Source organism: Pontibacter sp. BAB1700 (assembly GCF_000277005.1).
Taxonomy (GTDB): domain Bacteria; phylum Bacteroidota; class Bacteroidia; order Cytophagales; family Hymenobacteraceae; genus Pontibacter; species Pontibacter lucknowensis.
In genome coordinates this window covers 13,865-28,790 of record NZ_AKIS01000115.1, presented here as the reverse complement: position 1 = coordinate 28,790, position 14,926 = coordinate 13,865, and the positions used below count along the sequence as shown (strand labels likewise).

Sequence of the window (14,926 nt, the reverse complement as noted above, 5' to 3'; positions counted from 1 at the left end):
TTGTCTTTCACCATCTTATCGATAGTAGACATTTTCTTAAGCGACTTACGCACAGTAGCGAAGTTTGTAAGCATACCACCTAACCAACGGTCAGTTACATAAGGCATTTTCAGACGACGAGCTTCTTCTGCTACGATGTCCTGTGCCTGCTTCTTGGTAGCTACGAAAAGGATTTTGCGACCAGACTTGGCGATGTTCTTGATAGCTGAAGTAGCTTCCTCAAGGGCAACCAGTGTCTTGTTCAGGTCAATGATGTGGATACCGTTCTTCTCCATGAAGATGTACGGAGCCATTTTCGGATCCCACTTGCGGGTAAGGTGACCGAAGTGAACACCTGCCTCAAGTAATTCTTTATAATTAGTACTTGCCATGTTGTTGATACACCTTTAATATTAACGTTTACTGAACTGGAATGAACGACGCGCTTTGCGCTTACCGAACTTCTTACGCTCCACCATACGAGGATCTCTGGTTACGAATCCTTCTTTGCGGAGTGCAGATTTAGTCTCGGCGTTTTCTACTACCAGTGCTTTCGCGATAGCAAGTCTAAGTGCTTCAGCCTGGCCGCTTACACCACCACCTTTTAGATTAGCAGTAACATCGTACTTGCCAATAACTTCTAAGGTTTGAAACGGCTGATTCACAATAGTTTGCAGTACTTCGTCAGGGAAGTACGCCTTGATATCTTTACCGTTAATAGTGATATTCCCTTGCCCGGCCGTCATGTAGATACGAGCCACCGAGGTTTTTCTTCTACCAGATGTATTGATAACTTCCATTAATTATTAGATGTTGAGGGTTAATTCTTTAGGCTGCTGAGCTGCAAATGGATGCTCGCTTCCTGCAAAAACATGAAGATTACGGAATAGCTCGCGACCTAGTGGGCCTTTTGGCAACATGCCACGAACAGCACGCTCTACAAGCAGTGTAGAGGATTTAGCCTTAAGCTCACGTGGAGAAGTCTTGCGCTGACCACCTGGGTAACCAGTGTGCGACAGGTAGTACTTCTGATCCCACTTGCGGCCTGTGAAACGAACATTATCAGAGTTGATAACGATTACGTTGTCACCGCAGTCAGCGTTTGGCGTGAATGAAGGCTTGTTCTTGCCTTTCAGGATCTTGGCGATTTCAGACGCCACGCGACCCAAGCTTCCTTGCCCTGCATCAATAATCACCCAGCCTTTGTTGGCTGTCTTCTTATTGACAGTAAGGGTCTTATAACTTAAATGATCCATTTTTGGTGGTTGTAAGCGATTTATTTAACAATTAATTTTTTCTCGAGGGTTCTTGAAAAATGGTCACAAAGATAGAAACTCTTTATTTGATATGCAATACTTGATGTAGAAATATGCTGGGACACAGGGGAATAGTGTAAAAAAGACAGGCAGCGGCACAAAGCTGCGCCGCTGCCTGTAGGTTAATCTATTATCTATACCTGTGTATTATCTTGGAGCAAGGGTAGTAGCGATCCTAACTTCACCGGTCTTCTTGTTGCCGATCACCATCACGATGTTATCAGCGTCCCGCACACTTTTTAATGCTTCGGCACTGTAGGTATGGGTAGCACGGGCATTGTTGCCGTTCTTTTTAGACGCTAAGTCAATGCTTAAGCTGTTTATTTTGCCGCCGTCGTACTTTTCTGTGAATTTCAGATCGAAACCGCTAGACTTAAATGCCTGCTGTGCTACTTCAAGCTCACGTTTTGTTATTTCCTCAGGCCATAAGGTATACACCACATAATCTTCATTCTCGACTAAGCGAGCACCGCCTGCTTTAGGGATAGCCGGACCTTCATACCTTGCAGGGGGTGGGGGAGGAGGTAGCTGCTCTTTAGCGGGAACTGGCGGTGCTGGTGGCACCGGAGGCGTGCCCGGTGCTTCTGGAGCCGGCGGAGGTGCAGGTGCTCCGGGTGCTGTCGGAGCCGGAGGAGTAGGCAGCTTTTTATTGAACTCTTGTACCTGTTTAGAGTTCTTGTTCTGCTCAGTTATTATAGAGATAACGCCCTTTGCCCCTTTTTTGCCAAAGGTGTTGGTAGCATGGTCTCCTTTAATTACATGCACGCTATGAATTTGCTTCGGGTCCAGATTGACAACAGCCTGTCTTGTGGATTCAACCCCGTCTATAAAGAATAGCCCTTCTGTCGGCAAGTTAGACTTTACGTCCGTTTGCGGAGCTTCTGGTGCCTTTACGGGTGGGGGGGGAGGCGGCAACGATGGCAGTGGGCCCCACTTTGCTTCAGCTGCTGGTATGCGTGGGTTTCTGTTGTAATCATACGACTCAGACGTGCCGTTTTTCAGGTAAATGATAATCGATTCCAGATTGTAGTCTTTCCTATTATCAAATTTCCAACCAATTTCTTCTACATTAGCATGTCGGCTCAGGAAGTCCTTATAGTCTTCGGGCCAGTTTTCCTTGCTTTTGTAATAGTCTAGGTCAGCAAGTTTCACGATAAAGGATTCATCTTCAGTAGAGAATTCTACAGCTTTGTCACGTTTTACGACTGGAGGCGTGCTCGGCATTTTACCGTACTTCTTCTCTGCCGCCGCCATACTTTGCTTGTCTCCAAAGGTATAGACCTCTTCGGCGCCAGACTTCAGCGCTACCACAATTTTGTTTTTTGACTTCCAGGAGACCTTGCTCACTTCTGGGTTACGCGCATAGAAAGCAGTATATTCGTCGGTCGGGTTTGCTTCCATCTGCACTGTTTCCTCTGCTGGAAGTATAGCTTCCGTTAAGGTCGAGATGTCGTCCTGCGAGGCGCTCCGGAAAGCAACCAGTAATACGGTGACAAGGGGCAACACAACCAGCAATCGGAGCCGGTTGGCCTTATTTGTGGGCATTTTGTTCATCATGGCAATTCTTCGTTTAAGGGATGGGAAATTAAACTGATTGGCAAGCTGAGGTTGTGTGGCGCCCACAACTTTCAGTAAAAGGTATTGGTAGGCTACTCTATCGACGCCAGCATTTACAACATGCTGGTCAGCTATAAATTCAAGATTTTCTTTCATGGCCTGTTTCATCAGCACACCCCCGGGTTGAACCAGTAAAACACGGTGCTCAGCTCAGCCAGCAACACATCCAGGGTATGCCAGCCGTTCACATGTATCTGCTCGTGCCGCAGGATCGATTCCAACTCAGGCGACTGGTGCTGCGCAGGGTTCAGGTAAATGGTTTTCCAAAACGAAAAGGCTTCGCTTATACCTGGCACTTTGCGAAATGCCACGCCCTGGTAAGTGGCAGGCACAGAGGTGCGGTGTATGCGGTAGAGCGACACAAACTGCACGATCAGCCGCAGCAGCATCAGTCCGCAGCCGAGCCAGAACAAGGCGACAGGTATAAGCCAGTAGTCGAATGCAGGGGCTTGCTCAGGTATAGCGGCGGGTGCCCAATCAGGTATGACGATGGCATAGCTTTGCACTGCGGCCAGTTCTTCGTGGCGGCTGAACAGTTCGGTGAGGTCCACCAGCGGGTACGCGGCCGAGAACAAGATGCCAAACACCAGGAAAAGACGGTTGAGGTGGTAGAAGGTAAGCTTGCGCAGGACCAGATGGTAAGCCAGGTAAAACAGCACCAGGGCTACATTCGCTTTCAGCAGGTATAGGAGCAGGGTTGGCATATCAGTCTGTCTTTTTATTCTCGATCATGTCAATTATCTCTTTCAGCTCCGCTGCGCTGATCTGCTTTTCCTTTGCAAAAAAGGCCACTAACTCTTTGTAGGAGTTTTTGAAGTAGTCACCCACAAAGCCTTTCATGAAGCGATTTTTGTAGTCTTCTTCCTTGATGCTCGGGGTATAGCGGTAGGTATTGCCAAATTTTTCGCTCTGCAGGAAGCCTTTCTTCTCAAGGTTCTTCACCGTAGAGGCCAGTGTGGTATAAGGCGGCTTCGGTTCTTCCAGCTTTTCCAGAAACTCCTTTATAAAACCACCATCCAGCGACCAAATCGCCTGCATGGCTTCCTCTTCCTGTTGTGTGAGCTTTTCCATAGTTCTACGATGTTTTCGTATAGTTACGAAAGTTTCGTAGAAAGGTCAAGTGTTTGTGCTATAATTCTTTGAATATTTTTCAGGATGCTTCACAATCCTGCTAATGCTGCCTGTAGACGCGGTTTTGGGAATAATGCGGAAACATCTAATTTTAAGAGGCGTCTTAAGTGTAGCGATGTACCTGGTATAGGTATAGCCATCCATTTATCTAAACTGACCAACATGAAAGCCATACTTGTAAAAGAGCCCGGCGGACCGGAGCAACTAATGCTGGGAGAATATGAACAGCCATTGCCTAAACCTAACGAACTGCTGGTGCGCGTGCGCGCCACTGCGCTCAACCGTGCCGACACCTTGCAACGACAGGGTAAATACCCGCCTCCGAAGGGAGAAAGTCCGCTGCTGGGCCTCGAAATAGCCGGAGAGGTAGTAGAAGCAGGTATAAACTGCACCCGTTTCAAAAAAGGCGACAAGATCATGGGCCTGTTGCCGGGCGGCGGCTATGCCGAATATGCCGTGATACACGAAGAAATGGCCATGGCTATACCGGACAACCTGAGCATGGAAGAAGCTGCCGCTATACCTGAGGTATTCCTGACGGCCTGGCAAGCGATCTCCTGGCTAGGCAAGTTGCAGGCCGGCGAACGCATACTGATACACGCCGGAGCCAGTGGGGTGGGTACGGCAGGTATACAACTGGCCCGTGCCCTCAAGGCCCAGGTGCTGGTAACAGCTTCTGAGAACAAAGTAAAAGCCTGTCTGGACCTGGGAGCGCATAAAGCTATCAATTACAAAGAGGTGCCTTTTGAAGACGAAGTGCTGGCCTACACCAATTCTGAGGGGGTGGATGTGATCGTGGACTTTATCGCCGGTCCATACTTTAATCAAAACATTGCCTGTCTCCGCCTGGATGGCAGGATGGTGCTGTTGGCTAGCCTGGGCGGTGGTAAAGTAGAAGAGTTTGACCTACGCCAGATTCTGGTCAAGCGCCTGCAGGTGATCGGCTCTACGCTGCGTTCCCGCACCCGTGACTACCAGATCCGTCTTACGCAGGACATGGCCGCTTTTGCGATGCCTTTATTTGAGAACGGCACGATTAAGCCAGTTGTTGATTCTGTATTTGACTGGGCTGATGTGGCTGAGGCGCACCGCTACATGGAAGCCAACAAGAACATCGGCAAGATTGTGCTGCGGGTAAGTTAGGAAGGCTATACCTTATACAAGCAAAAAGGGGACTGATGTCGCATCAGGCCCCTTTGTTTTTTACGCTAGTTGTACTGCCGTAGTTGCTTTATCAGCACTGCTATGTCTTTCGGATAGGGTGCTTCTATTTTGATCGGCTCCTCGTTCATCAGTCTGAAGCCAATGGTGTGCGAGTGCAGCGCAAATCGTTTAATAAGCGGCTGTTCTTCTGTTTGCTGCTTCAGGTTAAACTTGCGCTTCAACGTGCTCAGATATAGGTCCTCGCCGCCGTACAGTTTATCTCCTACAATCGGTGCTCCCAGGAAAGCCAGGTGAATGCGAATCTGGTGCAAGCGACCCGTTACCGGCATACATTCCAGCAGGGTATGGCGACTGTAGCTTTCCAGGGTCGTAAAGTAAGTCTCTGCCGGTTTGCCATGCGGCGTAAGTTTGGCGACGCCTTTAGCACCTGCCAGTATGGATCGGTTCACGAGTTGGTCTTCGAACTTATGCACACCCCAGGCCACGGCATGGTATACCTTATACACCTCGCGGTGCTCAAACTGCATGGACATGTGGCGGTAAGCCTCCGGATTCTTAGCAAACACCAGGCAGCCCGAAGTGTCTTTGTCGAGGCGGTGACAGGCTTGCAGATCCGGGTTATGCTGCTTGGCGAGCTTAAGCAGGTTGGTGGTATTGGGAGTGCGGTCTTCGAGGGTGGACAAAAACGGTGGCTTATTCACCACCAGAAAGTCCTCATTCTCAAATATAATCAGGTCTTTAAAAACCGGGTATTTCATGCGTAACTGTATCATTAACAAGCGCGGCTATACCTTAGCCACGCAGCATGCAAAGATACGCAAATTTGGTGGGGGTATTAATTGTTGATTGCTGATTGTTAATTGTTGAAAGATTGAATTGCTAAATGGTTAAATTGTTGAAACTCCCATATACATTAATGTTTTCATCCCCCGTTTATGGATTTGATCTTCCAGGAAGTGGGATAGCTGAGGATATACCTAGTTTATTATTTAACAATCAGCAATTTAGCCATTTAGCCACCAGCTATCCCTTCGCCTTGAGCAGTTTAAAGCGGAGCGTAGTCCCTTTGCCGAGCTCGCTTTTTACAGCGATGAAGGAGCGATGGGCTTCGATGATGTGTTTGGAGATGGCCAGGCCGAGTCCTGAGCCTCCTTTGTCGCGGGAGCGGCTCTTATCGATGCGGTAGAAGCGCTCGAATATGCGGTTAATATGCTCCTGCGCTATACCTGTACCATCGTCTTTTACGGTAATGGTATAGCGCTTGCGACCTTCTGTAAACGAAACCCAGATGTTGCCGCCCGTTCTACCATACTTGATGGCATTGTCTACGAGGTTGATAAACACTTGCCGTATTCGGTTGGGATCGGCATGCAGCATGACCTTTTCATTTGGTTCCACATCCAGCAGGTGCAGTCTTATCCGGCTGTTGCTGGCTTTCTGCTCCAGCTGCTCAAACACCTCCCGTACCAGCTGCACAGTGTCAAAGTCTTGCTTCTCCATTTTCACTACGCCCTTTTCGAACTGCGAGATGCTGATCAGGTCCTGCACCAGGGTGTCGAGACCATCAAGGCTATTGGCTGCTTTCTGTAAAAACTTATCGCGCACGGTGGGGTCGTCCATGGCGCCGTCGAGCAAGGTATGGATAAAGCCTTGCGCAGCGAAAATGGGAGTCTTGAGCTCGTGTGATACATCAGCCAGAAACTCGCGGCGCATGACCTGCAGGTGCCTGAGTTCGTCAATTTCCTGCTGCTTGCGCTCTGCAATCTGGTAGATGTCGTCTTTTATTTTCCGGAGCGGGTCAGCCGTAAACAGGGAACGGCCCTCTGCTTTGCGGTATTCCTGTTTTTTGATTTTCTCAAGGCTGGAGTACACGTTTTTGATCTCACGGAACACCAGCGCCTCGTACGAGAAATAGATCAGCAGAAAGCAGCAGATGAACACCAGTACAAGCGCTGCCATTAAGCCCCTTGATGAAAAGTAGCTGGCTAAAGCCAAAAAGGCTGTGAGCACAAGGGCCACTGCCAGGGATACCAAAAGGGCGAGCGTACGGGAGTTCAAGTTCATGTATCAGTCCGTGTTAAACTTATAGCCAACACCCTTGATGGTTCTGATCTGATCTTCCCCAATCTTCTCACGCACTTTGCGGATGTGAACGTCCACAGTTCGGGCGATCACATAAACATCACTTCCCCATACGTTGTTGAGTAGCTCTTCGCGCGTAAATACTTTGTTTGGAGTGGCTGCCAGAAAGGACAGGAGTTCAAACTCTTTTTTCGGGAGCGTGATCTTTTCTTCGCCTTTGTACACGGCAAAGCTGGTGCGGTCTATACGCAAACCTCCAATCTCGATCACCTGTTCCTGCTCTTCCTGCTGCGCATCGCGGCGTGCGTAGGCTGCCAGGCGGCTGAGCAGGGCACGGGGGTTTAATAGGTTTTGTGATGAAGTCGTCAGCGCCGGCGTCGAAAGCGGCAACTTCGGAGAACTCCTCTGACCGGGCAGTCAGGAATATAATGTGTGTCTGGCGGAAGTCCTGCTCTTCGCGCAGCTGACGGCAGGCGGCTATACCGTCCAGTACCGGCATCATCACATCCATCAGAATCACATTCGGCTTAAAGGCATGCGCTACCTCTATGGCCTTCTTGCCGTTCTCGGCCTGGGCTACGTCGTAGCCTTCGCGAGCCAGGTTGTACTGCAGTAGTTCCACGATATCCGGGTCATCGTCAACTACCAGTATTTTGTAATGGGCTTGGGTTGGTGTCTGCACGTGTTTATGATTAGAGTTGCCTGTCAGTAGAACAGGCAGGTATAGCTATTGTTGGAAGCCATTTAATTGCATCCATTTCATGACAAAGATATTATTTCGGCAGGTATAGAATGCGTAGATAACCAAATCATAATATTTTCTTAACATTGGCAGCGCATGTAAAAAAAAAAGCCAGCTACTAGAGCTGGCTTATCCTTTATTTCTGTGCCACAAGGGCAGGTTTATGCTTCAGGTTCTTGTGTTCGTACAGATCCACTTTTACAGCGCCCACAAACATATCAGCCGAGATCAGTACCGGCACCTTGTTTCGGTCATCTGACAGGTATACCGTGATCGCATCCTCTCCCTTAAAGAGCTTGTTCTTAGGCATTCGAGGCACCAGTTTAATGGCTCTGAAGGAACCGGCCTTAGTGTTAACCGTTTCGCGGCCCTGGTACGTTACCACCATGTCAAATGCCTCCTCATCAAAAAAACCTTTGATGCTGAACTTGTCGCCCGGTTTAAAGCGGTCATAATCCAGTGTGCGAAGGTAATAGAAGCCACTTACGATATCCTGGGCGCCGGCTGGAATTTTATGCGTGCTTTGCTTCTTGTCCTTATTTTTTTTCTTCATCTCTACCTGCGCCGTGTTTGTGAAGTGGTTAAAATCCACCGTCTCACGCTTGCGGTAGCTTCCTTCCTCTATATTACGGAATGAGCGGTGAGGTAAAATAGCAGCCGTGTCAATGTAAGACTGCCAGGTGTCACGAATCCTGATGAAGAGGTCGAATGAACTGGTTGTCTTGCCGTATACAGTTGCCTTGTAAGTTGGTCTGTCATTAATGCGATGCAGGCCAGGCGCTATGTCAATCACGGCTTCGGCCGCTGTGATGGGGCCGTAGTGCACTTTGTATTTAAGCAACTCTCCTGCTGTGAAGCTTTCATTCGGGACAGTGCGTAGCGACTCCTTGGCCACAAAGCCAGAAAGAGCAACTAACACTAACACAATAACTGGTAATATCCTTTTCATAAGCTAATGGGTAAGGCTGGTGTCGTTTACAGTTTGTATCCAACTATTATACCAAAATCAGGCCTTTACACTAAGGTAGTATCTTATATTCACACTACCAACAACTTAAAACGCAAAAAGGTGCTATGTAGTATAGCACCTTTTTGATTACTTGTTAGCAGGGAATAATGTTCATTCCGCACCGCTTGGATCTTCCAGCGCAGCGGCCACTTTTTCAGGCTCGCCTTTCACGATCGCTCTGATCTTTGCTTCGATCTCTTCCTGCAGCTCTGGATTGTCGAGCAGGATCTGCTTCACGCCATCGCGGCCCTGGCCCAGCTTGTCGCCGTTGTAAGAGAACCACGAGCCTGACTTCTGCACTACGCCAAGCTCTACACCCAGGTCAAGAATCTCACCTACTTTAGAGATACCCTCGCCGTACATGATGTCGAACTCCACTACTTTGAACGGAGGCGCTACTTTGTTCTTCACTACCTTCACACGTGTACGGTTACCGGTGATGTTGTCAGCAGACTCTTTGATCTGGCCAACACGGCGGATGTCCAGACGCACAGAGGCGTAGAACTTAAGGGCATTACCACCCGTAGTGGTTTCCGGGTTACCGAACATCACACCGATCTTCTCGCGAAGCTGGTTGATAAAGATACAGCAGCAACCGGTTTTGTTGATCGTACCGGTCAGCTTGCGCAGTGCCTGTGACATCAAACGAGCCTGAAGACCCATTTTGCTGTCACCCATGTCGCCTTCCAGTTCGCCTTTCGGTACCAGGGCGGCAACAGAGTCAATTACAATAATATCGATCGCACCGGAGCGGATCAGGTGATCAGCGATCTCCAGGGCCTGCTCACCGTTGTCAGGCTGAGAGATCAGCAGGTTTTCAGTGTCTATTCCAAGTTTTTCGGCATATACCTTGTCAAATGCGTGCTCTGCGTCAATGAAGGCAGCCAGGCCACCGGCGCGCTGCGCCTCTGCAATAGCATGCATGGTAAGCGTGGTTTTACCAGAGGATTCAGGACCGTAGATCTCAATGACACGGCCGCGCGGTAAACCGCCAATTCCTAAAGCAATGTCAAGTCCAAGCGAGCCGGTAGAGATAGCCGGAATGTCTTCCACTTTGTTGTCGCTCAGCTTCATTACGGTGCCTTTACCGTAAGTCTTGTCAAGCTTGTCTATCGTCAGCTGCAGGGCTTTTAGTTTTTCGTTGCTTACGCTCATGTGTGTTTAATTAAATAGCTTTATATTGATGTGAAATTACGACGTTCAAAATCAATTTGCAAAAAAAGTAACAGGTATTTTGCTAAATATTTTAGTTGAGTATGGCCGTCTTGTTACAACATATATCGATAGGCTTTTGTGCCATATTATTCCCTTTTTTATGAGATATTTCAGGCTTTTATTTTGTGTCTTTACTGTGCTTTACAGCCCTTTAGCCTATAGTCAGCTCAACAACGACGCACTCAAGCTGACCATACCTGTCAAACCTGAAAATGCTAATCAGATTAGAATTGGCTTGCACGCCTTTGGCTTTTCTAAAAACAACGAGTACTTCAATAGAATAGCCGATGGCTACACCTTGTTTGGCTACCATCTGCTGCCGCGGGTAAGTTATTATCCGTCTGCCTCAGTGCGGATCGATGCGGGTGCTTTCCTGTGGAAGGATTTTGGCAGCTCAGGTTATCAGGACATCCAGCCAACCTTCACCGTGAAATGGCAACGTGAAAACTGGGCCTTTGTGTTCGGTACTTTAGAAGGTAACGTCAGTCACGATTATGTAGAGCCGCTCTATGATTTTGAGCGTGTGATCAACGACAGGCTGGAGAACGGTCTGCAGTTTTTGCTGAACACGCATCGCGTCAAACTGGACGCCTGGATTGACTGGAGCAAGATGATCTACCGGGCAGACCCTGTGCGGGAGGAAGTGGCTGGCGGTGTCAGTTCCGCTTTTCACCTGCTCAACATACCTGGCAGAGCAGAGGGTGATACCATACGCCTGGCTATACCTGTGCAGTTCACGGCGCAGCATAAGGGCGGACAGATCGATAGTTCGCCCTTGCCTTTGCTCACGGTAGTCAATGCGGCTGTGGGGGTGGAACTGGAACGGCGGCTGCCGCATCGGGTGCTCCACCGGGTATACACCAAAAATTATCTGCTGGGTTTTAATGACTACTCCAATACCTTTCAGCTCCCTTTTACGAAAGGAGGCGCCATCTACCTAAATGCAGGTATAGACACGAAGTATCAGGATGTGATGCTGAGCTATTGGCGTGGCGACGGGTATATTACAGAACTAGGGGGTAAGCTTTTCCAATCGGCTTCCACAACTTACAAAGATCCTGACTACATCCAGGAAGATCGCCATCTGTTGATCCTGCGTCTGATGAAGGACATCGAAATCATGGAAGACCTATACCTGACACTCCGGTTGGAGCCTGTGGTCGACCTTGACAATCCGAAACTGGAGTTCTCGAATGCGCTGTACCTGACGTTCGACACTGATTTTTTTGTAGCGAAGCCCCGTAAGTAATGAGGTCTACACGGCAGTCTGGGAGTCGCGCTCTTTGAGCTGAGTTGCCTGCTCGTAATCGTCGCGGGTCATGCCGTAGTAGCGCAGGTCCAGCAGCTCTTCTGAGTCAGCACCCTTGAAGTCGCTTCGCAGCACACCTTCTTTTACGAAGCCGCAATTCTCGGCCAACTGGGAGCATACATTATTATAGTGTGTGCAGCGCATGTATACCTTGTTGAGTTTCACGTCCTCAAACGCAAAATGCAACACCGCTTTGAACGCCTCCTGTGCCAGGTCCAGCATCTCAGACCAACTTGTAAAGTATAACGCTGCCTCTGCTTTTGGCACAGAACGGTCTATGTTCTTGAGCGTGATGTCGCCAATGTATGTGTTGCTCTCCCGAAGCCAGACCCCAAAGTCGAATTGCTTGCGGTTGTCCCAGTCACTGCGCAACTGGGCTAGCTGTATGCGTGCATCTTCGAGTGCACGTACCCGGGCCACTCTACCTGTAAAGGCGGGACTCAGGGCTGCTGTGTTCTCCTGAATAAGCCGCATAAACTCCTGCTCGTCGCCTTCTGCGTAGGGCCTCAGTACCAGGTGTTCTGTTTCCAGTTGTTCTTCAAAGGCGTCGGGCAAGGTATTGTATAAATAGCTCATAGCGATGGTGTAGTTATAATGAAACAGATGTGACGTTGTTCCGCCTGCTTTGTTTGTCATACGCTATCCAGCTAAAAATGTGGAAATTATCTTCCTTGTCCTGTCACGGGTTAACCGACCAGCGACCATAGCCGTTACAAGCTTATACAATACATGTGCTTTAACATTAATCAATTAACTATGAAAAACAGATTAGAAGGCAAGGTCGCTATTGTGACAGGCGGCGGTACAGGTATAGGAGAGGCCATCTGCAAGAAATTTGCGCAGGAAGGTGCCCGTGTGGTGGTAGCAGGCTTTCCGGAGGACCCCGTGGAAGATGTAGTGAAGGAGATCCAAAAGGAGGGAGGAGAAGCCATCGCTTATAATGGTGATATCTCCAAAGAAGTCAATGCCAAGGAATGCGTCGAGTTGGCTGTAAAGGAGTATGGGCAACTTGACATCCTGATTAACAATGCCGGTGTTTTTCCGGAGGTGAACATGCTGCAGGACTATACAGAGGAGGCGCTGGACTACATGATCAAGAACAACATCAAGTCAGCATTTGCCATGAGCAAGGCCGCGCTGCCCGAATTGCACAAAACAAAAGGAAACATCGTGTCGGCCGGATCAGAGGCCGGTGTGATCGGTATAGCACAGAATGCGCCCTACGGTGGTACCAAAGGATTTATACATGCTTTCATGAAAGGGCTCGCTGTGGAGCAGTCTCAGTTTGGTGTACGGGTTAATGTTGTAGGCCCGGGACCAATCGATACCGCCTGGACGCACAAAAGCACCGGACCAATGGATAAGAAGATGGTGAAGACCATGAAGGTAGCCACGCCCATGGGCCGCCGAGGCAGCCCGGAGGAGGTAGCGAACGTCTACTGCTTCCTGGCCTCAGACGAGGCTTCGTATGTGACGGGTGCACTTTATATGGTTGATGGAGGCATCACGGTCGCCAAAGGCCCTGTAGGCGAGGAGGCGGACTCCAGCATGAAGAAGCAGCCCAAAGGCGACCTGGACCTGGAGCACTCCAAACAGGGGCATACCTCCATCCGGAATAAGTAAGCTCTCCGTGTCATAAAGAACAAAGCGCCCGCAGGTATAAGTCTGCGGGCGCTTTGCTTTTATCAGGTATAGTCGCTGGCTATTGATTCAGTAGGAAAGGGTACTTGAAGTGTTTGGGGCTGTTAAGTTGCTGTTGGCGCATCATCACCTCCAGGGTATGGGCCGTTTCATTGAAATACTCCAGTCTGCGGATCAGCATTTCTTTTTGCAGTACCACGCCGCCTGCTGTTTTCATGTAGGCTCGTTTTTCTTCCAGTACGCGCTGCAAAGTATCCATTACTGCGTTCTCGTTCTGCTCAAACCAGCGGGTGAAGTCTTCCAGGCGAGCAGCACCTGCTGTTTCAGATTTGAAGTCAAGGCCGTGCAGGCGCAGGATGTCAGCCAGCAGGTCTACCTCTAGCGGAATAGATACATTATAAGGCATGGAGCGAACTTCCAGTTTGCTGTTCAGGGCTCCGATGATAGTGGCCAGATTGTCTTTAAAGCGAACGTATAGCGTTGCCGCCTCCATAAGTTTCAGTGTAATATGTCAAAAATCAGTACAGCCGCAAAATTACACCAATAAGCTTAGATTGCTAAATTGTTTGAAGAATTGTTGGTTGTTGACTGTTAATTGTTGACTCTTGAATAGTTGAGTTGTTCAATTGCTAGATTGTTGGAAACCTGTGTATAGCAAGGTAATGTGGGAGTCACGAACTTTGGTATCACACTATAAGCATAATCAGCTAGCTGATGTTATACCTGAGTAACTTTTAAACAATCAACAATTAATATTTACAGCAACTCCTGAATCAGCTGCTCAACCGTAATACCTCTGCCTCGGCCTTGAAGTTGCGCACGATGCGGTGACGCAGGATAGGGAGCGCAACAGCCTGCACATCTTCTATATCAGGCGAGTACTTGCCATTGAGTAGGGCGTTACACTTCGCCCCAATGATCAAATGCTGCGAGGCACGCGGACCGGCACCCCACTCCAGGTATTGACTAGCCCGTTCTGACCCCATCGCTGTATTAGGGCGGGTTTTGTGCACCAGTTTCACGGCGTATTCCACTACATTGTCCACTACAGGCACGCGGCGCACCAGTTGCTGGAAAGCCAGGATGTCATCAGCGTGCAGGATCTTGTCAAGTGCCACACGGGCAGCGCCGGTGGTGTTCTTCACGATCTGCAGCTCCGACTCGTAGCTTGGATAGCCCAGCGTGATGTTGAATATGAAGCGGTCGAGCTGTGCCTCAGGCAGGGGATAGGTGCCTTCCTGCTCGATCGGGTTTTGGGTGGCGAGCACAAAGAACGGGCGTGGAAGTTCGTAGCGCTTGCCGGCAACTGTCACGGCATACTCCTGCATGGCCTCCAGCAGGGCTGCCTGTGTTTTGGGAGGAGTACGGTTGATCTCATCCGCCAGAATGATGTTGGCAAAGATAGGACCCGTTACAAAGTTGAAATTACGGTCCTTGTCCAGTGTCTCGGCACCCACGATGTCACTCGGCATCAAATCCGGGGTGAACTGCACCCGACTGAAAGACATGTCCAGCGAAGAGGCGATGGTCTGGATGAGGAGGGTTTTGGCAAGGCCAGGCACTCCAACTAATAGGCAGTGCCCCTGACAAAAAACGGCTGTGAGCACCAGGCGCACGACCTCTTCCTGTCCTACTATAACTTTAGATATTTCGGAAGTGAGGTCCTGGTAGGAGCGGTGCAGCGCATCGGCTGCTTCTTTGTCAGAGGTATACTGCTTCAT

15 protein-coding genes and 2 pseudogenes are annotated in these 14,926 nt (G+C 49.3%); 3 read left to right on the top strand and 14 right to left on the bottom strand.

What is annotated here, in order from left to right; translation table 11 throughout:
* The 6 genes from rpsB to O71_RS13915 all read right to left on the bottom strand — a co-directional run.
* On the bottom strand, nt 1-371 hold a 371-nt coding region (gene rpsB, locus O71_RS13940; protein ID WP_007657862.1), incomplete at its 3' end, for a 30S ribosomal protein S2.
* A 21-nt stretch (nt 372-392) separates the two neighbouring features.
* Nucleotides 393-779: a 30S ribosomal protein S9 gene (gene rpsI / locus O71_RS13935; RefSeq protein ID WP_007657861.1), complete on the bottom strand. Its 387-nt coding sequence runs from the start codon at nt 777-779 to the stop codon at nt 393-395.
* Nucleotides 780-785: 6 nt separating this feature from the next.
* A complete protein-coding gene (gene rplM, locus O71_RS13930) occupies nt 786-1,235 on the bottom strand; it encodes a 50S ribosomal protein L13 (protein ID WP_007657860.1) in 450 nt (149 codons plus the stop codon).
* 207 nt (nt 1,236-1,442) lie between these two features.
* Nucleotides 1,443-3,008 (bottom strand): hypothetical protein, encoded by a 1,566-nt coding sequence (locus tag O71_RS23950; protein WP_192811686.1) that lies wholly within the window; start codon nt 3,006-3,008, stop codon nt 1,443-1,445.
* Between the two features lie 11 nt (nt 3,009-3,019).
* The gene (locus tag O71_RS13920; protein ID WP_040574301.1) at nt 3,020-3,616 is read right to left on the bottom strand and encodes a hypothetical protein; all 597 of its coding nucleotides are present in this window, start codon (nt 3,614-3,616) and stop codon (nt 3,020-3,022) included.
* 1 nt (nt 3,617) lies between these two features.
* The gene (locus O71_RS13915; RefSeq protein ID WP_007657859.1) at nt 3,618-3,983 is read right to left on the bottom strand and encodes a BlaI/MecI/CopY family transcriptional regulator; all 366 of its coding nucleotides are present in this window, start codon (nt 3,981-3,983) and stop codon (nt 3,618-3,620) included.
* Nucleotides 3,984-4,205: 222 nt separating this feature from the next.
* Here O71_RS13915 and O71_RS13910 point away from each other — a divergent pair, with 222 nt between their 5' ends.
* A complete protein-coding gene (locus O71_RS13910; RefSeq protein WP_007657858.1) occupies nt 4,206-5,186 on the top strand; it encodes an NAD(P)H-quinone oxidoreductase in 981 nt (326 codons plus the stop codon).
* Nucleotides 5,187-5,251: 65 nt separating this feature from the next.
* On the opposite strand, the gene O71_RS13905 is transcribed toward O71_RS13910, so the two are convergent.
* From O71_RS13905 to recA, 5 genes and pseudogenes are all read right to left on the bottom strand, one after another.
* Entirely contained in the window at nt 5,252-5,965 is a 714-nt protein-coding gene (locus tag O71_RS13905; RefSeq protein ID WP_040574304.1) for an RluA family pseudouridine synthase, read from the bottom strand.
* Between the two features lie 265 nt (nt 5,966-6,230).
* Entirely contained in the window at nt 6,231-7,271 is a 1,041-nt protein-coding gene (locus tag O71_RS13900; RefSeq protein WP_007657852.1) for a cell wall metabolism sensor histidine kinase WalK, read from the bottom strand.
* A gap of 3 nt (nt 7,272-7,274) precedes the next feature.
* Nucleotides 7,275-7,971: pseudogene (locus tag O71_RS13895) on the bottom strand (response regulator transcription factor).
* 196 nt (nt 7,972-8,167) lie between these two features.
* Entirely contained in the window at nt 8,168-8,980 is an 813-nt protein-coding gene (locus O71_RS13890) for a DUF3108 domain-containing protein (protein WP_040574299.1), read from the bottom strand.
* A gap of 171 nt (nt 8,981-9,151) precedes the next feature.
* Nucleotides 9,152-10,195, bottom strand: coding sequence for a recombinase RecA (recA, locus tag O71_RS13885; protein ID WP_007657847.1), 1,044 nt, complete (start codon nt 10,193-10,195; stop codon nt 9,152-9,154).
* Between the two features lie 196 nt (nt 10,196-10,391).
* Between recA and O71_RS13880 the strand changes: the two genes are divergently transcribed.
* Nucleotides 10,392-11,504: a hypothetical protein gene (locus O71_RS13880; RefSeq protein WP_007657845.1), complete on the top strand. Its 1,113-nt coding sequence runs from the start codon at nt 10,392-10,394 to the stop codon at nt 11,502-11,504.
* 6 nt (nt 11,505-11,510) lie between these two features.
* Here O71_RS13880 and O71_RS13875 read toward each other — a convergent pair whose 3' ends face one another.
* Nucleotides 11,511-12,200, bottom strand: coding sequence for a GNAT family N-acetyltransferase (locus O71_RS13875; RefSeq protein WP_007657843.1), 690 nt, complete (start codon nt 12,198-12,200; stop codon nt 11,511-11,513).
* A 120-nt stretch (nt 12,201-12,320) separates the two neighbouring features.
* On the opposite strand from O71_RS13875, the gene O71_RS13870 reads away from it, so the two are divergent.
* Nucleotides 12,321-13,187, top strand: coding sequence for an SDR family NAD(P)-dependent oxidoreductase (locus tag O71_RS13870; protein WP_007657841.1), 867 nt, complete (start codon nt 12,321-12,323; stop codon nt 13,185-13,187).
* Between the two features lie 79 nt (nt 13,188-13,266).
* Here O71_RS13870 and O71_RS13865 read toward each other — a convergent pair whose 3' ends face one another.
* Entirely contained in the window at nt 13,267-13,698 is a 432-nt protein-coding gene (locus O71_RS13865) for a hypothetical protein (protein ID WP_007657839.1), read from the bottom strand.
* Between the two features lie 263 nt (nt 13,699-13,961).
* A pseudogene (locus tag O71_RS13860) lies at nt 13,962-14,926 on the bottom strand (AAA family ATPase).